17 protein-coding genes are annotated in these 20,421 nt (G+C 71.8%); 8 read left to right on the plus strand and 9 right to left on the minus strand.

Annotated features, from left to right (window positions below; genetic code table 11):
* Positions 1-56: 56 nt before the first annotated feature.
* On the plus strand, positions 57-1,106 hold the full coding sequence (locus tag QOL88_RS02070) for an acyl-CoA dehydrogenase family protein (RefSeq protein ID WP_097214804.1): 1,050 nt from the start codon (positions 57-59) through the stop codon (positions 1,104-1,106).
* Here the strand turns inward: QOL88_RS02070 and QOL88_RS02075 are convergent.
* The 5 genes from QOL88_RS02075 to QOL88_RS02090 form a co-directional block, all read right to left on the minus strand.
* Complete coding sequence (locus QOL88_RS02075) at positions 1,103-2,305, minus strand: serine hydrolase domain-containing protein (protein WP_097214805.1); 1,203 nt, start codon at positions 2,303-2,305, stop codon at positions 1,103-1,105. The two genes, QOL88_RS02070 and QOL88_RS02075, sit on opposite strands and share 4 nt — an antisense overlap.
* A 103-nt stretch (positions 2,306-2,408) precedes the next feature.
* Positions 2,409-3,560: an LLM class flavin-dependent oxidoreductase gene (locus QOL88_RS02080; RefSeq protein ID WP_283445870.1), complete on the minus strand. Its 1,152-nt coding sequence runs from the start codon at positions 3,558-3,560 to the stop codon at positions 2,409-2,411.
* A gap of 48 nt (positions 3,561-3,608) precedes the next feature.
* On the minus strand, positions 3,609-4,163 hold the full coding sequence (gene ssuE, locus QOL88_RS02085; RefSeq protein WP_097214806.1) for an NADPH-dependent FMN reductase: 555 nt from the start codon (positions 4,161-4,163) through the stop codon (positions 3,609-3,611).
* Positions 4,164-4,353: 190 nt separating this feature from the next.
* Entirely contained in the window at positions 4,354-4,437 is an 84-nt protein-coding gene (locus QOL88_RS38755; protein WP_350710819.1) for a putative leader peptide, read from the minus strand.
* A gap of 225 nt (positions 4,438-4,662) precedes the next feature.
* Positions 4,663-4,827, minus strand: coding sequence for a DUF8839 family protein (locus QOL88_RS02090; protein ID WP_491588370.1), 165 nt, complete (start codon positions 4,825-4,827; stop codon positions 4,663-4,665).
* Between the two features lie 241 nt (positions 4,828-5,068).
* On the opposite strand from QOL88_RS02090, the gene QOL88_RS02095 reads away from it, so the two are divergent.
* Entirely contained in the window at positions 5,069-5,509 is a 441-nt protein-coding gene (locus tag QOL88_RS02095; protein ID WP_097214807.1) for an SPW repeat protein, read from the plus strand.
* A 234-nt stretch (positions 5,510-5,743) separates the two neighbouring features.
* On the opposite strand, the gene QOL88_RS02100 is transcribed toward QOL88_RS02095, so the two are convergent.
* Positions 5,744-6,670: an NAD-dependent epimerase/dehydratase family protein gene (locus QOL88_RS02100; protein WP_097214808.1), complete on the minus strand. Its 927-nt coding sequence runs from the start codon at positions 6,668-6,670 to the stop codon at positions 5,744-5,746.
* Between the two features lie 80 nt (positions 6,671-6,750).
* Positions 6,751-7,524: a GNAT family N-acetyltransferase gene (locus QOL88_RS02105; RefSeq protein ID WP_097214809.1), complete on the minus strand. Its 774-nt coding sequence runs from the start codon at positions 7,522-7,524 to the stop codon at positions 6,751-6,753.
* Positions 7,525-7,672: 148 nt separating this feature from the next.
* Here QOL88_RS02105 and QOL88_RS02110 point away from each other — a divergent pair, with 148 nt between their 5' ends.
* The 3 genes from QOL88_RS02110 (at position 7,673) to QOL88_RS02120 (ending at position 13,358) form a co-directional block, all read left to right on the plus strand.
* The gene (locus QOL88_RS02110; RefSeq protein ID WP_097214810.1) at positions 7,673-8,158 is read left to right on the plus strand and encodes a nucleoside deaminase; all 486 of its coding nucleotides are present in this window, start codon (positions 7,673-7,675) and stop codon (positions 8,156-8,158) included.
* 154 nt (positions 8,159-8,312) lie between these two features.
* A complete protein-coding gene (locus QOL88_RS02115; protein ID WP_373559267.1) occupies positions 8,313-12,617 on the plus strand; it encodes an aminotransferase class I/II-fold pyridoxal phosphate-dependent enzyme in 4,305 nt (1,434 codons plus the stop codon).
* Between the two features lie 6 nt (positions 12,618-12,623).
* Positions 12,624-13,358 carry a methyltransferase gene (locus QOL88_RS02120; RefSeq protein WP_097214811.1) on the plus strand — a complete coding sequence of 245 codons (735 nt, stop codon included), beginning with the start codon at positions 12,624-12,626 and terminating at the stop codon, positions 13,356-13,358.
* A gap of 10 nt (positions 13,359-13,368) precedes the next feature.
* Here QOL88_RS02120 and QOL88_RS02125 read toward each other — a convergent pair whose 3' ends face one another.
* Positions 13,369-14,034, minus strand: a complete 666-nt coding sequence (locus QOL88_RS02125) for a chaplin (RefSeq protein ID WP_097214812.1) — start codon at positions 14,032-14,034, stop codon at positions 13,369-13,371.
* Between the two features lie 256 nt (positions 14,035-14,290).
* Between QOL88_RS02125 and QOL88_RS02130 the strand changes: the two genes are divergently transcribed.
* The 3 genes from QOL88_RS02130 to QOL88_RS02140 all read left to right on the plus strand — a co-directional run bounded on the left by QOL88_RS02130 (position 14,291) and on the right by QOL88_RS02140 (position 18,745).
* A complete protein-coding gene (locus tag QOL88_RS02130) occupies positions 14,291-15,862 on the plus strand; it encodes an alpha/beta hydrolase (RefSeq protein ID WP_097214813.1) in 1,572 nt (523 codons plus the stop codon).
* A 50-nt stretch (positions 15,863-15,912) separates the two neighbouring features.
* Positions 15,913-17,007, plus strand: a complete 1,095-nt coding sequence (locus tag QOL88_RS02135) for a baeRF3 domain-containing protein (protein WP_097214814.1) — start codon at positions 15,913-15,915, stop codon at positions 17,005-17,007.
* A 331-nt stretch (positions 17,008-17,338) separates the two neighbouring features.
* The gene (locus QOL88_RS02140) at positions 17,339-18,745 is read left to right on the plus strand and encodes a PP2C family protein-serine/threonine phosphatase (RefSeq protein WP_097214815.1); all 1,407 of its coding nucleotides are present in this window, start codon (positions 17,339-17,341) and stop codon (positions 18,743-18,745) included.
* A gap of 5 nt (positions 18,746-18,750) precedes the next feature.
* On the opposite strand, the gene QOL88_RS02145 is transcribed toward QOL88_RS02140, so the two are convergent.
* Complete coding sequence (locus QOL88_RS02145) at positions 18,751-20,244, minus strand: DNA-binding protein NsdB (RefSeq protein ID WP_097214816.1); 1,494 nt, start codon at positions 20,242-20,244, stop codon at positions 18,751-18,753.
* Positions 20,245-20,421 lie beyond the last annotated feature (177 nt).

Below are 20,421 nucleotides of genomic sequence, written 5' to 3' on the forward strand. Positions count from 1 at the left end.
CGACGACACGCCCCCGGATCAGCGCCCCGCCCCGCTCGACCGCGAGAATTCCTCCCATGACGACCACACCCCATCCCCTCGTCACCGGCGCACAGCGACTGGCGCACGATCTCCTCGTCCCGCAGGCCGAGCGCGTCGACCAGGAGGGGGTGCCCGCGAGCCATGTCGAGGCGGTGAAGCGGGCAGGGCTGCTGGGGGTGGTCGCGCCGCGGGAGTACGGCGGGGCAAACGCGCCCGTGACCGTGGCGCGGGAGACCGCGGAGATCCTGGCCGGGGCGTGCTGCTCCACATGGTTCGTGCAGACACAGCACCACACACCGGTGAAGCTGCTCGCCACCTACGACTCCCCCGTCCGGGAGAAGCTGCTGCGTCCGCTGGCGACCGGCGAGCTGATGGCCGGCATCGCGTTCGCCCACGTCCGTGCCTTCCCCCGGGTGCCCGTGCGGGCCGTCGCCGAAGAGGGCGGCTGGCGGTTCGGGGGCCGGGTGCCCTGGTACACCGGCTGGGGGCTGAACGACGTGATGCTGCTGGCCGGGGTGACGGACTCGGCCGAGGTGGTGTTCGTGTTCGCCGAGGCCCGCGCGCAGCCGGGGCTGACACCGTCGGCGCCGATGCGGCTCGCGGCCCTCACCGCCGCGCGTACGGTGTCCCTGGAGCTGGACGGCCTGTGGGTTCCGGACGAGTCCGTCGTGCTGCGCACCTCGCAGGAGGAATTCGCCCTGGTCGACCTCCCCCGGGCCGCCAACGCCAGTCCGGCGGTGTTCGGGGTGGCGGACGCGGCGCTGGACCTGGTGGCGCAGACCCCGGAGGGCCGGGAGACGGCCCGGTCGCTGCGGGCCCGGCTCGACGAGGTACGGCAGGAGGCCTACGCCCTGGCCGACCGGCCCGCCCCGCAGGACTCCGTCCCGGAACGACTGGCCGTGAAGACCCGCGCGTACGACCTCCTGCGCGCGGCCACGACCGCGGCGATCGTGGCCGGCGGCGGCCGCTCCATGGCCCTGGACAGCCGGGCGCAACGGCTGGCGCGCGAGGGGATGTTCCTGCTGGTGCAGGGCCAGACGGTCGAGGCACGCCGGACCCACCTCGGCTCGCTGGCGTCGGGCTAGCCGAGGCGGGGCGCGGCCGGCGTCCGATCCGTCCGGGACGGGACCTTCCCGCAGAACTCGGCTTCGATGACGTCGACATAGAGCGAGGAGTCCGGGAGCCAGTCGCCGTTGATGTTGAAGGTGAGCTGGTGTTCGCCGTCCTGGGTGCCGACCATCGCGGACAGGGAGCCGTTGGTGCGGCCGCTCTTGCCGACGACCTTCACACCGCAGGACAACTGCGCGAACTCCACTCCGAGTCCGTAGCCGATGCCGTGTCCGGCCGGGACCTCCTCGAACATCTCCTTCGTCTGCCGCGGGGGCAGCAGGTCGCCCTTGACCAGGGCCCGTTGGAAGCGGTTGAGGTCGCCGCTGGTGGAGATGACGTCACCGGCCGCGCCCAGCCAGGTCATGTTCTGTTCGGTGGCGTCGTGGATCTCGGCGTCGGGGGTGTCCTGGTGGAGCCGGGAGTAGCCGACAGGGTGCGGTTTCGGCATCTCGGGTGCCGTGCCCGGGAACGACGTTCCGCGCAGCTTCAGGGGCCGGATGATGCGACGGGTGATCTCGTGCGCGTACGAGCGCCCCGTCGCCTTCTCGATCACCATGCCCGCAACGACGAAGTTGGTGTTGGAGTACGAGGGCTCGCGCTGCGGGCCTGGCTGCGGCGGGTGCTTCAGGGCGATCGCCACGAGTTTCTCGGGCTGATAGGTGTCGTACCGGTGCTCCGGGAAGCCGGGCCCTGCGGTGTCGTGGCTGAAGTCGGGGTCGTCGGTGTAGTTGGCGATGCCGCTGGTGTGGTTGAGGAGTTGACGCAGCATCACCGTGTTGCCGTCGTAGCCGTTGCCGTGCACCAGGCCGGGCAGCCATCGTTCGACGGTGTCATCCAGGTCCAGTCTGCCTTCCGCCTCCAGTTGGAGAAGGACGGTCGCGACGAACGTCTTGGTGATGCTGGCACCGCGGAAGTGCTCGCCGACCGTCCGCTTGCGACCCGTGCCGGTGTCCGCGTGGCCGGCCCGCCCGAACCAACTCCCGTGGTCGTCACGGACGGTGGCCGCCGCTCCGGGGAGGCCGCCCTTGTCGACGAGAGCGAGTAACGCGGTCCGGGTGGCCTCGTGGCCGTCCGTCGGTTCCACCGCCTGCGCTGCCGGGGCGAGTGCCGCCGTACCGGCGGACAGTGCCACGGCCAGGGCGATCGAGACGGTGAGTGCGGCGCGCTGCTTCATGATGGCCTCCTGGTCACCGAGGGGGCGGTGGGCCCGTCCTCTCGCTGACCAGGACGCCCACGTCCCGTGCCAGGGTTGATCTCTGCGTGCGATGCGCGAGGTGTCAGCTCGCGACCGGCACGAAGGGAGCGGGAGCGGCGGGAGCGGTCTCCCGGCCCGCGGGGTGGCGCCACAGCCCCCGTGCGGCGAGGCGCGGCAGGACGCCCTCGCCGAACCAGTAGGCCTCTTCCAGGTGCGGATAGCCGGAGAGGATGAACTCGTCGATGCCCAGCGCGTGGTACTCCCCGATCCGCTCGGCGACCTCGTCGTGGCTGCCGACCAGGGCGGTGCCCGCCCCGCCGCGCACCAGGCCGATGCCGGCCCACAGGTTGGGATGGATCTCCAGGCGGTCGCGGCGGCCGCCGTGCAGGGCGAGCATGCGCTGCTGCCCCTCGGACTCACTTCGGGCGAGCCCGGCCTGCACCGACGCCACCGTCTCCGGGTCGAATCCGTCGAGCAGCCGGTCCGCCTCGGCCCAGGCCTGCTCTGTGGTGTCGCGGGTGATCACGTGCAGCCGGATGCCGAAGCGCAGGGTGCGGCCCTGTGCGGCGGCCAGCGACCGGAGCCGGGCGATCTTCTCGGCGACCTGGGCGGGCGGCTCGCCCCAGGTGAGGTAGACGTCGGCGTGCCGGGCCGCGATCTCACCGGCGATGGGTGAGGAGCCGCCGAAGTAGACCTCGGGCACGGGGTCGGGCACCCGGGCCAGCGCCGCGTCCTCCACCCGGACGTGCTCGCCGTGCAGGTCGACGGTCCGCCCGCGCCACAACTCCCGTACGACCTGGAGGAATTCACCGGTGCGGCGGTACCGGCCGTCCTTGTCGAGGAAGTCACCGAAGGCGCGCTGCTCCTTGTTCTCGCCGCCGGTGACGACGTTGAGCAGCAGCCGTCCGCCGGTCTGGCGCTGGAAGGTGGCCGCCATCTGCGCGGCGAGGGTGGGTGAGATCAGGCCCGGCCGGAAGGCGACGAGGAACTTCAGGCGTTCGGTGTGCTGGGCGACCATCGCCGTCGTCAGCCACGCGTCCTCGCACCAGGCGCCGGTGGGGGTGAGAGCACCCGCGAAACCCACCTCCTCGGCAGCCCGGGCGATCTGGCTCAGGTAGGCGACCGTCGGCGGCCGGTCCCTCCCGGACGCGGTGGCCGGGGTGCCGTGCCCCCCGCCGACGACATGGCGGCTGTCGCCGTTGGTGGGCAGGAACCAGTGGAACGTGAGGGACACGGGGTCTCCGATCGAGGGGTACGTGCGGTGGCGCGTCGGTGTGGGGTGTCAGCCCGCCACGGCCAGCAGCGGGATGCGGCCGAGCGCCGCGGAGAACTGGTCGACCACCTGGCTCAGCGCCTCGGTGGCGGCCGGCGCGACCGTCAGGGAGCCGTCGTCCTGCACGGTGATGTCCTTGTCGAGGGTGAACCAGCCCTGCACGATGTGGGCCGCACCCATGGAGTTGAGCACCGGGCGCAGGGCGTAGTCGATGGCCAGCACATGGGCGACGCTGCCGCCGGTGGCGAGCGGCAGGACGGTCTTGCCGGTCAGGGCGTACTGCGGGAGCAGGTCCAGCAGGGCCTTCAGGACACCGGAGTAGGACGCCTTGTAGACGGGTGTGCCTACGACGATGCCGTCGGCCCGCGCGAACAGTTCGGTGGCCTCGACGATCGCGGGGTGGCGGAAGTCGGCGCCGAGCAGGGCCTCGGCGGGGATGGTGCGGACGTCGAGCGGGATCACGTCGTGCCCCTGGGCCGCCAGCCGCTTGTCCAGGTGGCGCAGCAGTCGGCTGGTGCGGGAGGAGGCGGACGGGCTGCCGGAGACGGACAGGACGGTGGCCATGGGCACTCTTTTCCGGGATGAGGCGCGACTGCGCGGGCATCGCCGAATTCGGGGGCACGCAGGTGAAAGGGCGTGCCGAAGCGCCGAATTCAGGCGTGAGGGGAATTCACCGCACATCGCATCCCGTCGGCACGGCAATGGCCGGCCGACGGCGGAAACGGCGGTGTGAGGAAGCGGCGAGCCGAAGGACTCAGGCTGCGGCGCGACAGGAAGCGCTGGAGACGCGTGCGAGGTCGACGTGGCGTCGCCGCGTGAGGTCCAGTCGCATGGTCATGCCATCGATCGTGGCAGTGGATGTCGAGGGCCGTCAAGGAATTCGCGGCTCATCTCGTATCCCGGACCGGCCATTTCACGAAAGGCGGCCCGGAAAGGCTTGCGTGCGCCCCCGGTTCGGCCGGCCCGGCTCGGCCGACTCGGTTCTCGGTCGGCCCGGTTCGGCCGGCTCGGCACGGCACGGCCCGAGGGCGCGGGACTCCTTGCGGTGCGGGCGGGCGCCGCCTCAGTCGCCGTCCGCCGGAACGACCACGAGGAAGGCGTCCGACTCCAGGTCCATGACGACGGTGGCGGGTTCACCCTCGGCGCGACGGCGTGCCGCGTACTCCTCCGCGGGCCACGATCCGCGCGGAGACCCCGCCGGGAACCGCTCCAACACCTTCGCACTGATGGCCGCAGTCACGTCCGCTGCCCTCCCCTGTCCCGCGCCGCCCGCCGGGGCGACGTCGATCGGTCGCTGTCGTACACATGCGGATGCCCCCGATCCGCCCGGACATGTACTGCCGGGTAGATCCCGGTACCCTCTGCCGACCTCTACACATAAAGGAAATGTAAGAGCAGAATGACGCTTACGCGGCGTTTACCGCATACCTCACCAGACGCGGTCGCCCTGCACCTGAAGGAGACGAATCATGGCCAACGTCTCACCCACCAGAGGGGATATCACCAGCCACCCGGATGCCTCCGAGATGCGGGACCGGTACGCCCGCGTGCTCGGCGGCCGCGATGTGGCGCTCGTGGACGGACCGGTGTTCCTGCTCGGTCTGTACTGCGCCGCCTCCCCGTGGATCGTCCACTACACGACCAGCCAGCCGGACCTCGTGACCCACAACCTGATCATGGGCATCGCCATCGGCCTGCTGGCGCTCGGGTTCACTCGCGCTCCGGAGCGCATGTACGGCCTGAGCTGGGCCATGTGCGCGCTCGGGGTGTGGATGATCATCTCGCCGTGGGTCGTCGGCGAAAGCCCGGACGCCGGTGTCGTGTGGAACAACATCATCATCGGTGCACTGGCCGTGATCCTCGGGCTGGTGTGCGCCGGAACGGCGGCGAAGGCCTCGCCCAGGCCGTAGCGCCCGCCGGAAAGGAGCCGAAGGCCGGTCCGCGTCCCGGGCCGGCCCGTTCACGTCGGACACGCCGGTCGGCCCTTGACACGTCCGCCGCGCCTGTTCGGCCCCGAAGGCCTCCGCGCCGCGTCCGCCGGCCGCGCGGGGTTGTACGCCGCGGCGGTTCGCCGACGGCGCGGGGCTCTATTGCGGCTCGCCGACCGTGCGGGGCTGGGCGGCGGTTCGCCGACGCTGCCGGCCTCAATTGCGGCTCACCGACCGCATCGCGGCGAGCCCCTCGCCGCTCGACGCGTAGCGCGGCCTCCAGCCGAGTTCGCTCTCCGCCTGGGCGGTGGACACGCGGAGCCGAGACGCCATCACGGTGTGCGCGTACGACATGGGCTTCATCAGCCACAGCGGCACGGTCATCGGCTTGGGCAGCCCGAAGGCCCGGGCCACGGTCTCGACGTGGGCGCGGAACCCCATCGGGGTGTCGTCCGCGATGTTGTAGGCCTGCCCCGGCCGGCCGCGCTCCACGGCGGCGACCACCGCGCGGGCGGCGTCGGTGAGCTCCACCCACGGCAGCACGCGGCCCCGGTCGCCGGGCACGGGGAGTTGCCGCTTGCGCAGCAGGGGCAACAGGGCATCGGTGCCGCCGGGGCCGTAGAAGCAGCCGAAGCGGAGCGCGATGCCCTCCAGCCCCTCCGCGCCGAACGCGAGCCGCTCCTTGGTCCGCATCCCCGCGATGTGCCGCTCCAGCCGTGGTGTGCGGCCGGGCGGCCCGAAGGGGTCGTCCTCGGTGAGCGGGCGGTCGCCGTGGTCGCCATAGCCGTATCCGAAGACCATCGACTCCACGACGAAGCGGCGGGCACCGGCGGCGCGGGCGGCCTCGACCAGGTGGGCGGTGCCCTCCATGCGCAGCGCGTCGGTGGCGTACATGTCGCTGTCGCGCATGGGTGGCTTGCGCAGGGCGGTCGCGGCGTGGATCACGGTGTCGAAGCGCTGACCGTCGACCGCGCGCAGCAGCGCGTCGCGGTCCATGAGGTCGGCTCGGATGCCGTTCTCCCTGCTCCGGCCGAGGCCGGTGACCTTGTGGCCCGCGCCGGTCAGGGCATGGGCGATGTGCGTGCCGAGGACGCCGCTCGCGCCGGCGAGGAGGATGCTCTGGCTCGTGTGGTTCGTCGTCATGTCAGTGCGACGAACCGGGTGGGCCCGGATGTGACATCACCACCCCACAGAGGTGAGCTCACACCCGCATCCACGCTCGGCTAGGACGCGTACTCGTACGGCGTCGTGGTCGTCAGCGACACGAAGCCGAGCCGTTCCAGGATCGGCCGGCTCTGGCTGGAGGCGTCGACCTGGAGGTAGCGGTAGCCGCGGGTCACCGCGGCGTGAGCCCGATGGGCCACCAGGGTGCGGTAGATGCCGCGGCCACGCCGGCCCGGGACGGTGCCGCCGCCCCACAGACCGGCGAAGGGCGTGCCGGGCACGAGCTCCATGCGTGCCGCGCTCACCGGCTCGTCGCCGGCCATCGCCACGACGGCGACCACGTTGTCCGGGTCGCAGAGGCGGGCGAGGAGCTGGTGGCGCAGCCAGGAGCTGTCCGCGCCGAACGCCTTCTCGTGCACCTCGGCCACGAGATCGACGCCCGCCGGGTCGGTGACCTGCACGACGCGCACGCCCTCGGGCGGTGCGGCGTCGCGGGCCAGACCGGCGGCCTCTCCGATCATCAGCGTCTCCTCGGGCCCGGGGGTGAACCCGGCCGCGCGCAGCCGCCGCCCGAGGTCCGCCGGCCGGTCGTGCCCGTACAGCTTCCACTCGAAGTCGAGGCCGAGCCCGGTGTAGTGGCCGATCTGCCCGGCGATCGCCGCGTCCGCTCCGGCCTCGTCCAGGGCGGACCACAGCACGCCGTTCCAGCCCGGCGCCGGGGCGACCTGTCGGACGACGCCGCCGGTCCGCTCGACACGGGCGCCGGGACCGTCTGGCCGCGCTCCCTCGCGCAGGTCGCGGTCGAACAGGGTGAGCAGCTCGGCATGATCCATGGACAGACCTCAGCAGCCCGCCGGGCCGTACGGCAAAGGGTTTTCCGGCCCGGCGGCACTCGACCGGCCCGCAGCCCCGTTCCTTTGTCCCGGTGTCGCGGCGCCATAGGGTCCTGTCGATCACGTCGTCACGGGAAAGGCCGGCCCCATGGTCGTGAAGGACACGGAACTGCCGCATCTGCGCCGCTGCGTGGAACTCGCCGCCGAGGCCCTGGAGGCCGGGGACGAGCCGTTCGGGTCGGTCCTGGTGGGCGGGGACGGCACCGCCCTCGCCGAGGACCACAACCGCGTGGCCTCGGGCGACCGCACCCGGCACCCCGAGTTCGAGCTGGCGCGCTGGTCCGCGGCGCACCTCACGCCCGGGGAGCGGGCGGCCGCCACGGTCTACACCTCCGGCGAGCACTGCCCGATGTGCGCGGCCGCGCACGCCTGGGTCGGCCTCGGCCGCATCGTCTACGTCGCCTCGTCCGAGCAACTCGGCGCCTGGCTGGACGAGTTGGGTGTCCCCGCACCGCCGGTGCGGACACTCCCCGTACGCGAGGTGGCACCCGGTGTAGTCGTGGACGGCCCGGTGCCCGAACTGACTGATCGAGTACGGGAGTTGCACATCAGGTTCCACCGGGGACGCGACTGAGACACGGAGGTACCCCGGCTGAACAACGCCGGGTCCGCCCCGGTGCGACGCCCCTCCGAGATGCAGGGCCGCTCGGAGGAACCTACGATCGATTTCAATTGGACCAGCTTCAAGACCAGGCGTACGCCCCGTTCTCCTCCACGGGGGGAGGCACATGTCCTCGCTGCCGGCACGTCGGCTGATGGCCGTCTACATCGCCTTGGTCACGGCCATCACGATCGTGTATATGACCGTCCCGGTGGCGGCCCCCGTGCTGTGGGCCGCCATCGGTCTCGCCGGCGTCGCCGCCATACTGATCGGCACCCGGGTCTACCGGCCCACCCATCCGTGGCCCTGGTGGGTCCTGGCCGGGGGGCTGCTCAGCTTCATCATCGGCGACACGTACTACAACGTGTCGCAGGAGTACTTCGACGCCTCCAACCCGTTCCCCTCCCCCGCCGACGCCTTCTACCTCGCCACCTACCCGCTCTTCGCGATCGGTCTCTCGGGACTGGTGCGCCACCGGTGGGCGGACCGCGACCTGCCGAGCCTGCTCGATGCGCTGATCATCACCGCGGGACTCGCGCTGCCGGTGTGGGTGTACCTGGTGCAGCCGCTGACGGTGGTGGAGGGGATGACCTGGCAGCAGCGCGCCATCAGCATCGCCTACCCTCTGGGCGACATCCTCGTGCTGGCCCTGCTGGCCCGGCTGCTGGCCCCGAGTCCGGTCAACGGCCCCAACCGGGCCGTGCGGCTGCTGGTCGTCGGCACGATGACGCTGCTGCTCTTCGACATCGCGTACGGAATCCTGCAGCTGAAGGACCTGTGGCAGACCGGCACCCTGCTGGACCTCGGCTGGATCGCCTTCTACACCGCCTGGGGCCTGGCCGCGCTGCATCCCTCGATGGTCGAACTGACCGCCTCCGTGCCGCAGCGGGAATCCTTGCTGCCGCCGCAGCGCCGACTGGTCCTGCTCGCCATGGCCACGCTCATCGCACCGGGGATCCTGCTGTTCGAAGGGCTCAGCACCAAGACGCAGGACGCCGCCGTGATCGCGGCCTTCTCCGGGCTGCTGTTCCTGCTGGTGATCCTCCGGCTGGCCGGGATGGTCGTGGCGCACCGCCACGCGGTGACCCGGGAACTCGCGCTGCGCTCCGCCGCCGCCTCGCTGGTCTCGGCGTTCCGGCAGGAGGAGGTCGATCTTTCCTGCCGTACGGCGGTCGGCCACCTGATGGGCCCGGACGTACCGCACCGGACCATCCTGCTGCCGAAGGAGCGTTCGCAGGACCTCGGCGCCCACGGCACCCACCTGGTCAGTCCCGCCGCTCTCGCTCCGGACGTCGCCGCCGAGCTGGACGGCCTGCCCTCCGTCCTGGTGTGCCCCATGACCCAGCCGGACCGTCCGGGCGGAACGGTCCCGGGCGTCCTGCTGATCGCCGCACCCGAGCGGCAGCTGCACGAGACCTGGGGCTCCCTGGAGATCCTGGCGTCACACGCGGGCCTGGCCCTGGTGCGCGTGACACTGCGCCAGGAGGTCGTCCGCCAGGAGAACGAGGCGTACTTCCGCACCCTCGTCCGCAACACCTCCGACGTCATCCTGATCCTGGAGGACGACGACACGATCCGGTACGCCAGTCCGTCCGCGCGGTCCGTGTTCGGCACCGAGGACCTCGTCGGCGTGGTGCTGTCGGAGCTGGTAGACCCGGGCGACCGGGAACGGGCCGCGCGGGAACTCGCCGCGGTACGGGAGAGGGGCTCGCGGGCGGGACACGACCACTGGTGGGTGCACCGTCCGGACGGGCGCGTCGAGGTCGAGGTCCGGTTCAGCGACTTCCGGGACGAGCGGACCGTGTCCGGACTGGTCGTGACCCTGCGGGACGTGACCGAGCAGCGGCGGCTGGAGCAGGAGCTGACGCAGCGGGCGTTCCACGACTCGCTGACCGGTCTGCCCAACCGGATGCTGCTGCTGGAGCGGATCGAGCGCGCCCTGCTGCGCGGCCGCCGCGAGTCGACCCTGACGTGTCTGCTCTTCATCGACCTGGACGACTTCAAGCAGGTCAACGACACGATGGGGCACCGGGCGGGCGATCATCTGCTGGTCGCCGTCGGCAACCGGCTGTCCCGGACGCTGCGGCGCACCGACACCGCCGCCCGGCTCGGCGGCGACGAGTTCGCCGTACTGATGGAGGACGCCAAGCAGCCCCTGGACGCCGAGCTGCTGGCGGCGCAGGTCATCCAGACGCTGGGACGGCCGTTCGATCTGGCCGACGAGTCGGTGACGGTGTCGGCCAGTGTGGGCGTGGCCACGGCACGTGACAGCACGGACGCGGAGCAGCTGCTGGGCCATGCCGACCTCGCGCTGTACGCGGCGAAGGCGGCGGGCAAGAGGCAGTGGCGCCGCTTCAAGCCCCTGCTGCGCAGCCGCATGGTCGAGCGGCACGATCTGCAGACCCAGCTGGCCCAGGCGGTCGCCGACAAGGCGTTCGGGCTGCGCTACCAGCCGGTCGTGGACATCACCGGGGGCGAGGTCGTCGGGTTCGAGGCGCTGGTGCGCTGGCCGGACGAGCGCCGGCCTACCGTCGCCCCGCACCAGTTCATCAGCCTCGCCGAGGAGACCGGGCACATCGCCGCGCTGGGTTCGTGGGTGATGGAGAACGCGGTCAACGACATCGTGGGACTGCAACGGCTGCCGGGCCCCGGCCGGCCGCCGTACGTGAGTGTGAACGTCTCCGCCCGTCAGTTCCGCGACGCCGGGTTCATCGAACAGGTCGGTGAGGCACTGAGCACACCGGGCCTCGAACCGGGATCGCTGCAACTGGAGCTGACGGAGACAGTGCTGTTGCAGCGCGACGACGGGCTCCAGACCGTGCTGACCACGCTGAAGGAACTCGGGGTGCACATCGCGGTCGACGACTTCGGCACCGGCTTCTCCTCGCTGCGGTACCTGCAGGACTTCCCCATCGACGTGCTGAAGATCGACAAGTCGTTCATCGACAACATCGCGCGCGACGCCCAGCAGGTCGCCCTGGTCGAGGGCATCGTGCGGATCGCGGACACACTGGGCCTGCAGGTCATCGCGGAGGGAATCGAGGACACCGCGCAACGGGATCTGCTGGTCGGGATGGGGTGCCGGTTCGGGCAGGGGTTCCTGTTCGCCCGGCCGATGACGGTGGAGCAGAGTGCGCGGGTGCTGCGGGAGCCGACCGTCCGTCCGTTCGCGCCGGCCCACACCCCGCGGCCCAGGATCGACGCCGCCCGGGGACGCCGGGAGGCGCGCTGGGCGGACCTGGAGCATCTGCGGCGCACCAGCCCGATGAGCGACGCCGTCCTGGACGAGGTCCGCGGCCGGCACATCCGCAGCGGCGACCACTGGCTGATCGACTTCGCGTCGTGCAACTACCTGGGTTTCGACTGGGACCCGGAGATCATGGACGCGGTCGATCCCGCTGTGCGCCAGTGGGGCACGCACCCCAGCTGGTCGCGGCTGCTGGGCAGCCCGCGCCTGTACCCCGACATCGAGGAGCGGCTCGCCGCACTGCTGGGCGCCCCGGACACGCTGCTGCTGCCCACACTGACGCTGGTCCACTCCTCGGTGATCCCGGCCATCGTCGAGGACGGCCATGTCTTCGTGGAGGCGACCGCGCACCGCACGGTGTACGACGGCTGTGTGGTCGCCCGGGCCCAGGGCGCGACCCTGCACCGCTTCCACGCCGAACGGCCCGACGACCTGCGCGCACAGCTGGCCGGGGTGCCACCGGGGACACCGCGGCTGGTGTGCCTGGACGGCGTCAACAGCATGAGCGGCAACATCCCGGACATCCCCGCCTTGGCGGCAGTGTGCCGCTCAGAGGGCGCGACGCTCTACGTCGACGACGCGCACGGCTTCGGGGTGATCGGGGAGCGCGGGCCGGCCGAGACGTGCCCGTACGGCATGCGCGGCAACTGCGTGGTGCGGCACACCGGGGAGTCCTACGACGGAATCGTGCTCGTGGGCGGGTTCTCGAAGGCGTACTCGTCCCTGCTGGCGTTCCTCGCGCTCCCGTCGGAGCTGAAGAACCGGCTGAAGACCGCGGCGGCGCCCTATCTGTACTCGGGGCCTTCACCGACGGCGTCACTGGCGACCGCGATGGCCGGGCTGAACGTCAACGAGCGCCGGGGCGACGCGATCCGGGCCGACCTGTACCGCAAGACGGTCCGGGTACTCGACCACCTGGAGGGCATGGGGGTGAGCATCCTCAACTCGGACCGGTTGCCGATCGTGGAGGTGCCGCTGGCGAACCCGGCCGACCTGGACGCGGTCGCCGCGTTCCTGTGGGAGGAGGGCGTCTATGTGACGCTGGCCGCCTACCCACTGGTCCCGCGCGACCGGGTGGGGTTCCGCGTCCAGCTCACCGCCCTCAACTCCGACGAGGACATCGACCACCTGAACGGGGCCCTGACCCGGTTGTCCAATCGCTTCCCGCTGCGGCTGAAGGGCTAGACGGCCATGACGACGCACAACGACGACGTGGACTGGGACCGCTGGCCGGTCGCCGACTACCTCGCGGAGAACTACCGCGAGATGCACCCCTCGGACGCGGCGATCATCGCGCACCACAGCGCCTTCTACCGGCACCTTCCACCCGGCGCCCTCAGCAGCTCGGTGGAGTTCGGGGCGGGCCCCAACCTCTACCCGCTGGTGCTCGCGTCCGCAGCGAGCCGCAGGATCGACGCCGTGGAGGCGGGGGCGAGCAACGTCGCCTACCTCACGGATCAGATCTGTCACCGGCCCGACGCGAGCTGGTTGCCGTTCCACGCGCTGTGCCGGCAGCTCAACCCCGCTGTGCCCGCGACGCTGGCCGGGGCGCTGGCACCGGTGAACGTCGTCCACGCCGACGTCCGCACCCTGCCACCGGGCACGTACGAACTCGCCTCCATGCACTTCGTGGCCGAGGGTGCCACGGAGGACTTCACCGAGTTCGCCGACTTCTGCCGCACCTTCGTCCGTACGGCCCGGCCGGGCGGCTACCTGGTCGCCGCGTTCATGGAGAACATGCCGACCTACCGCATCGGCCCGGCCTCCCGCTGGCCGGGCTGCCCGGTGAACCCGGCGACGGTCACGGAGGTCTTCACACCCCTGACCCGGGACCTGGACGTGACCCACATCGACGTGGACCCGACCCTGCCGGACTACGGGGACTCGGGGATGGTGCTGCTCACGGGGGTGGCGGCGGCGGTGTAGCCCGTCCTGGTCAGCCGTCCGACCCGGGACGGAACCTCCGGCGCAGCACCACTCCCCCGGCGACCAGCGCCGCGCTCGCCGCGACGCCCTGGAGGGTGTGGTCCGTGCCCGTGTGCGCCAAGGCGCCCCTGGCGTGCGGGACGGTGCGCGGGGCGGGTTCCGGGGCCGGGTTCGGCCGGGGTGGCGGGGTCGGCTTCGGGACCGGCTTCGGCGGGTGCTGGGGGCGCACGGGGCGCTGGTCGCCGGGCGTGTTCGAGGACGCGTTGCCGGTCGACGCGTTGCCGATGCCGACCACGTTCACCGAGTTGCCCGTGACGTTGACCGGGACGTCGACCGGAAGCTGAACGCCGTTGCCGGAGATCACGCCCGGTGAATCCGTTCCGCCGCTCTCGGCGACCGCGCCGCCGGACCGGCCCGGCCGTCCGCCCCGCCCGTCGTCCTGGTTCGCGCAGCTGTTGCCGGCGGCGGGGTTCAGGAGCCCCACCACGTTCACGGTGTTGCCGCACACGTTCACCGGAGCGTGCACCGGCAGCTGGACGGTGTTGCCGGAGACTACCCCGGGCGAACCGGCCGTCGCGCCGTCCGCACCGGAGGCGGCGTACGCGGGGACGGTCACGGCCATCGCGCCCGAGGCTGCGGCGACGGCGATCACTCCGTTTCGGGTAACCCGTCTCATGGGACCCCTGCCTTCCAGACATCGTCGCGGGCGCTCACCCGCACCGGATAGAACGCGGGGGATCCGGTGCGAGTTATGGCTTATCCGCCTTTCACTCCATCGAGCGGCCCGGTTGTCGAACTAGCGGTAAAGCCCTTCGTATGCGGGCCCCGGGAGCCCCGCCCGCCCGGAGGCGCGGCTTCCGGGGCCCGCTTATGGTGAGCGAGGGCGCCGATCCCGGTCCGCTGCGGGGCGCCCCGCGTCCCTGGAGGCACCGATGCTGGCCAAGCTGTCCACGCGCCCCTCGATACGGCGCTGCGCGGTCACCGGCACGGCCGGGCTGGCCCTGCTGGGCACGGCACTGCCGGCCGCCGACGACCCACCGCCCGGCCTCACCCGCTTCTACGACCAGAAGGTCACCTGGTCGAGATGCCCGGGCACGGACATGCCCAAGGACCTCCAGTGCGGGAAGGTCACCGTCCCGCTCGACTACGCCAAGCCGGGCAAGGGCGCCCTCGACATCGCCGTCGCCCGCTACCGGGCCACCGGCACGTCCCGAGGCTCGCTCCTGCTGAACTTCGGCGGCCCCGGCGGCCAGGGGGTGACCCAACTCGCCATGGGCGGCAAGGACTTCATGGGCCTGACGAACGGCTACGACGTCGTCTCCTTCGACCCCCGCGGCGTCGGCCGCTCCTCGCCCGTCAGCTGCGGAAACGCCTCGGACAACGCCCTGAACGCGACGGACGGCAACGCCGACGTGACCGACCCCCAGGCCGTGCTCGAAGAGCTGCGGGCGGCGGCCACCGAGTGCACCGAGCACTCGGGCCCGGTCCTGCCCCACATCGGCACGGTCAACGCCGCCCGCGACCTGGACGTCATGCGGGACGCGCTCGGCGACGACAAGCTCAACTACCTGGGCTTCTCCTACGGGAGCCGGCTCGGCGCGGTGTACGCGGCCCAGTACCCCGAGAACGTCGGCAGGATGGTGCTGGACGGCGTCGACACGCTGACCGAGCCGCTGGCCGACCAGGGCGTGGTGAGCGCCCAGGGGCAGCAGACCGCCCTGGAGAGCTTCCTGACCTGGTGCACCGAGGACATCGCCTGCCCGTTCGGACGCAATCCGCGAGAAGCCCGGGAACACGTCGTCGAGGTGGTCGAGTCGCTCGACAAGGACCCGCTGCCGACCGACTTCGGCGAGGCGTTCACCGGCCAGGACTTCGCGGGCGCCCTCGGGCAGGGCCTCTACAGCAGGGAGCTGTGGCCTTCGCTGCAGCGGGCCATCGGCCAGCTGCTCGAGGACGGCGACACGCGCGGCCTGGAGACGTTCCTGTCCGGGGGCTTCACCGTCCCGTCGCGGCGCGGCCCGCACGCCGGACTCACCGACCCGGCGGACGTGCCCCTCGACAACCTGCCGGCGGCGCTGATGGCGGTCAACTGCGCGGACGATCCCGACCGCCCCGCCGCCGCGCAGGTCACCGAGGACCTCGGCCGGCTGCGCGCCCGCTACGAGCAGGCGTCACCGGTCTTCGGCCGCTACCGGCTCACCCAGGTGCTGATGTGCTACGGCCGCCCCAAGGGCACCGACTACATCCGCGACGACGTCAAGGACGTCGACACCCCGAGGATGCTGCTCGTCGGCACCCGGGGCGACCCGGCCACGCCGTACCGCTGGACGGTGGAGACCGCCGAGCGGCTCGGCTCGTCGGCCGTGGTGCTCGACAACCGGGGCGAGGGCCACACCGGCTACGGCTCGTCCAAGTGCGTGCACAGCAAGGTCGACGCGTTCCTGCTGTACGGAACGCTCCCGCCGGACGGCAGTTCCTGCGGCTCCGACCGCGACGACGAGTGAGATCGATTGCCCCAAATGCCCTCATGGTGAATTCGCTCTATCGTTCTGTCATGGAGAGCGTTCTGAGTCCCGCGACCCTTGCCGAGCTGCGGCGCCCGCGCCCCTACCCCGCGGTCTCCGTGCTGACGCCGACACACCGGCGCGATCCCTACCACACCCAGGACCAGGTCCGGCTGCGCAACGTGGTGGCCGAGGCGAAGAGGCAGCTGGAGGCCGACCCGGCCGTCACCCGCGAGCGACGCACCGAGGTCGCCGGACACCTCGACCGGGCCCTGTCCGAGGTCGACCTGACCCACGCCGAGGACGGTCTGGCGATCTTCGCCGCCCCGGGCGAACACCAGGTGTGGTCACTGGCCAGGCCCGTACCCGAACGCGTGGTGCTCTCGGACACCTTCCTCACCCGCAACCTGGTGTCCGCGCAGACGGCCGGACGCCCCATCTGGGTCCTGTCGCTCGCCGCGGACCGCGCCACCCTGTGGAACGGCGGCGTCGACCGGGTCACCGAGGCCCGCGTCGGCGGCTTCCCGCTGAACCGGCGCGTGGAGAACTTCGACCCGGAGCGGCAACAGCGGATCGGCGACACCCCGAGCGCTTTCCGTGAGGAACGCACCCGCCAGTTCCTCCGCGAGGCCGACACCGCGATGAACGCCGTACTGCGCGACCACCCCAGAAAGCTGTACGTCACCGGTGAACCGGCCGCCCTCTCCCTGCTGGGCGAGGTCGGCGGCACCGCCCGCAGCGCCGTGCACATCCCGCACGGCGGACTCGCGCACGGGACCCCCGAGGTCGTGTGGCAGGCCGTGCGCCCGGTCGTCGAGGCGGAGGCCCGCAGGAGCACGGACGCCGTGACCCACGCCCTTGAAACGGCGCGCGGGCGGCGGGAGTTCGCCGCCGGTGTCGACGAGCTGTGGCAGAGCGCCCGGGACGGCCGCGTCCGGCTGCTGGCCGTCGAGGAGAACTACCGCGTGACGGTCCGCGACGCCGGGGACCATCTGATCCTCGCCGAGAGCGGCGACCTCGACTCCCGCGAGGACATCGTGGACGAGATCGTCGAGCAGTGCCTGGAGACGGGCGCCGACGTCCGCTTCGTACCGGACGGCACCCTCGGGGAGGCGGACGGCATGGCCGGGGTACTGCGGTACTGACCGGAGCAGCGGCCGGCATCCCCGGGTGGCACACGGCGGCCCTGGAGCCCCCTGCGCAACGAGGCTCGAACACAGGGTCGTCGAACACCCGGAGCAGCCCTGCGCCGCCGTCCCGACGGATCGTCAAATGCCCTGTGTAATCTACGACTTGGATCTCCGGGTGGCGCACTCCGCACCTACCTCGGAGTAACTCCGCGAGACGGTGGCATATGCCAGAAGCACCACCGTATCGTGTGTCGCCGAATCCCTTACAGGGCGTCGCGGGCTGTGCAACAGTCGTAACGGTCCCTCCGTCCGCCTTGGTCGTACCGTCCCCGCATCGGAGTGCGTCATGCCGTCCCCCCTCTCCGCGGACCGTCCAGCCGCCCAGCCGCCCGGACGGGGCTCGGTCGACGCGCTCATATCGCAGACGCGGCGGCTCAAGGGCGACGTGGACGCGGTGCGTCGCGGCGCCGTGGGAGAAGGTTCGGACCCACCGCGCGAACGCTGGCAGCGCGCCCTGTACGACCTCGCCCTGCACCAGCTCAGCGACCTCGACGAGCACCTGGCCCAGCTGCGGGACGGCCCCCTGCCCACGGCGGCCCCGGAACCTCCCGCCCCCTCACAGGGCTCCCTGCTCAGCCGGGTCGGCAGCGCCGAGTGGAACCTGCTGACGGACGAGGCCAATTGGTCCGGGGAGCTCTACCAGATCCTGGGCCGCGACCCGGCCGCTCCCCCGCTCACCCTCGACGAACTGCCGTCACTGGTGGTGGACGAGGACCGGCCGAAGTTGACGGCGATGGTCACCAACTGCCTCGTCGACGCCCGTCCCATCGACGGCGAGTTCCGCATCGCCCGCCGGTGCGGCGCCGTACGGACCGTGCACATGATGGGCGAACCGGTGCTCGACACCGACGGCAGCACCGCCTCGATGTGGGCCGTGCTGCGCGACGTCAGCGAACTGCGCCGCAGCCAGCGGGTGGTGAGCGAGACCCGTGACTCGCTCCACCACCGGCAGGAGGCCGCACGGAGCGAGCACCGGCTCGCGGTCGAGCTGCAGGAGGCCGTGCTGCCGCCGTGGCGCGGCTCCCTGCGACTCCCGCACCGAGGACCCAGGACCCTCGACCTCGCGTCCCGGCACCTGCCGGCGTCCGCGCAGACGATGATCGGCGGCGACTGGTACGACGCGCTCGAACTGACCGACGGCGAAACGCTCCTCAGCGTCGGTGATCTCACCGGCCAGGGGGTCGGCGTCACGTCGAACATGACCATGCTGCTCGGTGCCGTGCGCGGCATGGCCATGGCCGGTGCCCAGCCGGGGCAGTTGATGGCCTGGCTGAACCAGTTACTCGACGCCACCGTGCAACCCGCCCTGGGCAGCGCCGTCTGCTGCCGCTACCGGCCCGCCACCCGCACCCTGGTGTGGGCGCAGGCCGGACACCCCGCCCCGCTGCTGTTCCGCGACGGGACGGGGCGCGCGCTGAACGCACCGGACGGCGTCCTGCTCGGCGCCACCTCGGGCGCCGCCTACGGGCAGGCCGAAGAGACGCTCCAGGCGGGCGACCTGCTGCTCCTGCACACCGACGGGCTGGTGCCCGGGCACACCGGGTCGGCGGCCGCGAACCTCCTCCTCGGCCTGGCACCACGCCTGGCCGGGAACCGCACCGCGGAGGACTGCGTACAGACCGTGGTCGAGGAGTTCGGCGCGAGCGAGCGCGAGGACAACGCCTGTGTGCTCGCCGCCAGGGTCATGTCTTAGGAATCTCAGGCCTGTGCGCGGTTGCCGCCCCTGCCCTTCGTCTTCGGCAGGGCGAGCTTGATCTCCTCCCTCAGCTCCTGGATCTTCGGGTAACCGGAGTACTCCGCGGTGAGCCGGTACATCTGGCGGAGCCGGTCCCAGGTGCGGTGGGAGGAGTTGGATCCCATCGACACCAGGGCCAGTCGCGCGTACCGGTCCGCCTGTTCGGGGTCGTCGGCGATGAAGCAGGCCGACGCCATCGACAGGTAGTCGAAGATCTTCGACCGCTGCCGGCCGTCGACCCGCAGGGCGAGGGCCTTCTCCGCGTAGTGCTGGGCATGGGCGGCCGCGCCCGGCTCGAACTCGGCGAGCGTGCGGTAGGCCAGGGCCTGCATGCCGTAGAGGTCCTCCTCCTTGAAGGTCTGCATCCAGTCCGGCGGCGGCACGTCGGCCTTGTCGGAGACGAACAGGTCCTCCGCCCGCCCGAGTGTGCGGCGCATCGCCTGGCCCTTGCCCATGGAGGCCTCGGCCCAGGCCTCGATGGTGTAGAGCATCGCCCGGGTGCGGGGCAGCACCTCGTCACCGGAGCCGGAGGTGGCGAGCTTCATCAGGTCCAGGGCGTCGTCCGGCCGGCCCAGGTGCACCATCTGGCGGGCCGCGCGGGAGAGTGCCTCGCCCGCGCGGGGCCGGTCCCCGCCCTCCCTGGCCGCGTGCGCGGCGATGACGAAGTACTTCTGGGCCGTGGGCTCCAGGCCGACGTCGTGCGACATCCAGCCCGCGAGGACGGCGAGGTTGGCGGCGACGCCCCACAGGCGCCGCTGGAGATGGGGTGGGTGGTGGTAGGCGAGCATGCCGCCCACCTCGTTGAGCTGGCCCACCACGGCCTTGCGCTGGAGCCCGCCGCCGCGGGCCGCGTCCCAGGCGCGGAACACCTCGACCGAGCGCTCCAGTTCCTCGATCTCCTGCGACCCGATGGGGGTGGCCTCGTAACGGTCGAACCCAGCGGGGTCGGCGTGCAGGGGATGGTCGAGGTCGGGGGCGTCGGCAGCCAGAGAAGGGTCGGAGTGCAGCCAGTCGTACATGGCGCTGCTGAGTGCGGATCCCGCGGCGAGCGCGGCGCCCGCGCCCACCAAGCCGCGTCGGTTGAGCATGAGGTCCATTCCCGTGAATTCGGTGAGGACCGCAGCAGTCCGCTCGGGCGCCCACGGCACACCGTCGGGAGCATCGGCGCTCCCGCCGCCCTGCCGTTTCCCCGCACGCCCGTGCCGGACCAGACCGAGGTCCTCGATGGTCACGACACGGCCGAGACGCTCGGTGAACAGAGCCGCCAGCACCCGCGGCACCGGATCGCGCGGGATCTCTCCCGTGTCGATCCACCGCCGCACCCTGGAGGTGTCGGTCGACAGCTGGGGATGGCCCATGGCCGCCGCCTGCCGGTTGACCAGCCTCGCGAGTTCGCCCTTGGACCAGCCGGCCAGGCCGAACAGGTCCGCGAGCCGGGTGTTGGGTTGTCCGCTCACATCAAGCCCCCAGGTTCTCGGCTGAGTTGACAGTAGCCCGGGGAGACTTGCCGGGCGACTATTCGCCAGGGTTCGCCAGGGTGCGCCAGATGGTGTGCCACGGGCCATCCGGTGTCAGGTAGGAAAGCGCCACCCCGACCCGGCCGCCGGGGACACTCCCCAGGGTTTCCCCGGGCG

It is taken from the genome of Streptomyces sp. Ag82_O1-12 (assembly GCF_900182715.1).
Classification (GTDB): domain Bacteria; phylum Actinomycetota; class Actinomycetes; order Streptomycetales; family Streptomycetaceae; genus Streptomyces; species Streptomyces massasporeus.

Excerpts from the sequence above, each read along its gene's own strand:
- ssuE (WP_097214806.1), bottom strand. The coding sequence starts at position 4,163 with ATGGCCACCGTCCTGTCCGTCTCCGGCAGCCCGTCCGCCTCCTCCCGC.
- QOL88_RS02105 (WP_097214809.1), bottom strand. The coding sequence starts at position 7,524 with ATGGATCATGCCGAGCTGCTCACCCTGTTCGACCGCGACCTGCGCGAG.
- QOL88_RS02095 (WP_097214807.1), top strand. The coding sequence starts at position 5,069 with ATGGCCAACGTCTCACCCACCAGAGGGGATATCACCAGCCACCCGGAT.
- QOL88_RS02120 (WP_097214811.1), top strand. The coding sequence starts at position 12,624 with ATGACGACGCACAACGACGACGTGGACTGGGACCGCTGGCCGGTCGCC.
- QOL88_RS02130 (WP_097214813.1), top strand. The coding sequence starts at position 14,291 with ATGCTGGCCAAGCTGTCCACGCGCCCCTCGATACGGCGCTGCGCGGTC.
- QOL88_RS02140 (WP_097214815.1), top strand. The coding sequence starts at position 17,339 with ATGCCGTCCCCCCTCTCCGCGGACCGTCCAGCCGCCCAGCCGCCCGGA.
- QOL88_RS02075 (WP_097214805.1), bottom strand. The coding sequence starts at position 2,305 with ATGAAGCAGCGCGCCGCACTCACCGTCTCGATCGCCCTGGCCGTGGCA.
- QOL88_RS02135 (WP_097214814.1), top strand. The coding sequence starts at position 15,913 with ATGGAGAGCGTTCTGAGTCCCGCGACCCTTGCCGAGCTGCGGCGCCCG.
- QOL88_RS02110 (WP_097214810.1), top strand. The coding sequence starts at position 7,673 with ATGGTCGTGAAGGACACGGAACTGCCGCATCTGCGCCGCTGCGTGGAA.
- QOL88_RS02125 (WP_097214812.1), bottom strand. The coding sequence starts at position 14,034 with ATGAGACGGGTTACCCGAAACGGAGTGATCGCCGTCGCCGCAGCCTCG.
- QOL88_RS02100 (WP_097214808.1), bottom strand. The coding sequence starts at position 6,670 with ATGACGACGAACCACACGAGCCAGAGCATCCTCCTCGCCGGCGCGAGC.
- QOL88_RS02115 (WP_373559267.1), top strand. The coding sequence starts at position 8,313 with ATGTCCTCGCTGCCGGCACGTCGGCTGATGGCCGTCTACATCGCCTTG.
- QOL88_RS38755 (WP_350710819.1), bottom strand. The coding sequence starts at position 4,437 with ATGACCATGCGACTGGACCTCACGCGGCGACGCCACGTCGACCTCGCA.
- QOL88_RS02070 (WP_097214804.1), top strand. The coding sequence starts at position 57 with ATGACGACCACACCCCATCCCCTCGTCACCGGCGCACAGCGACTGGCG.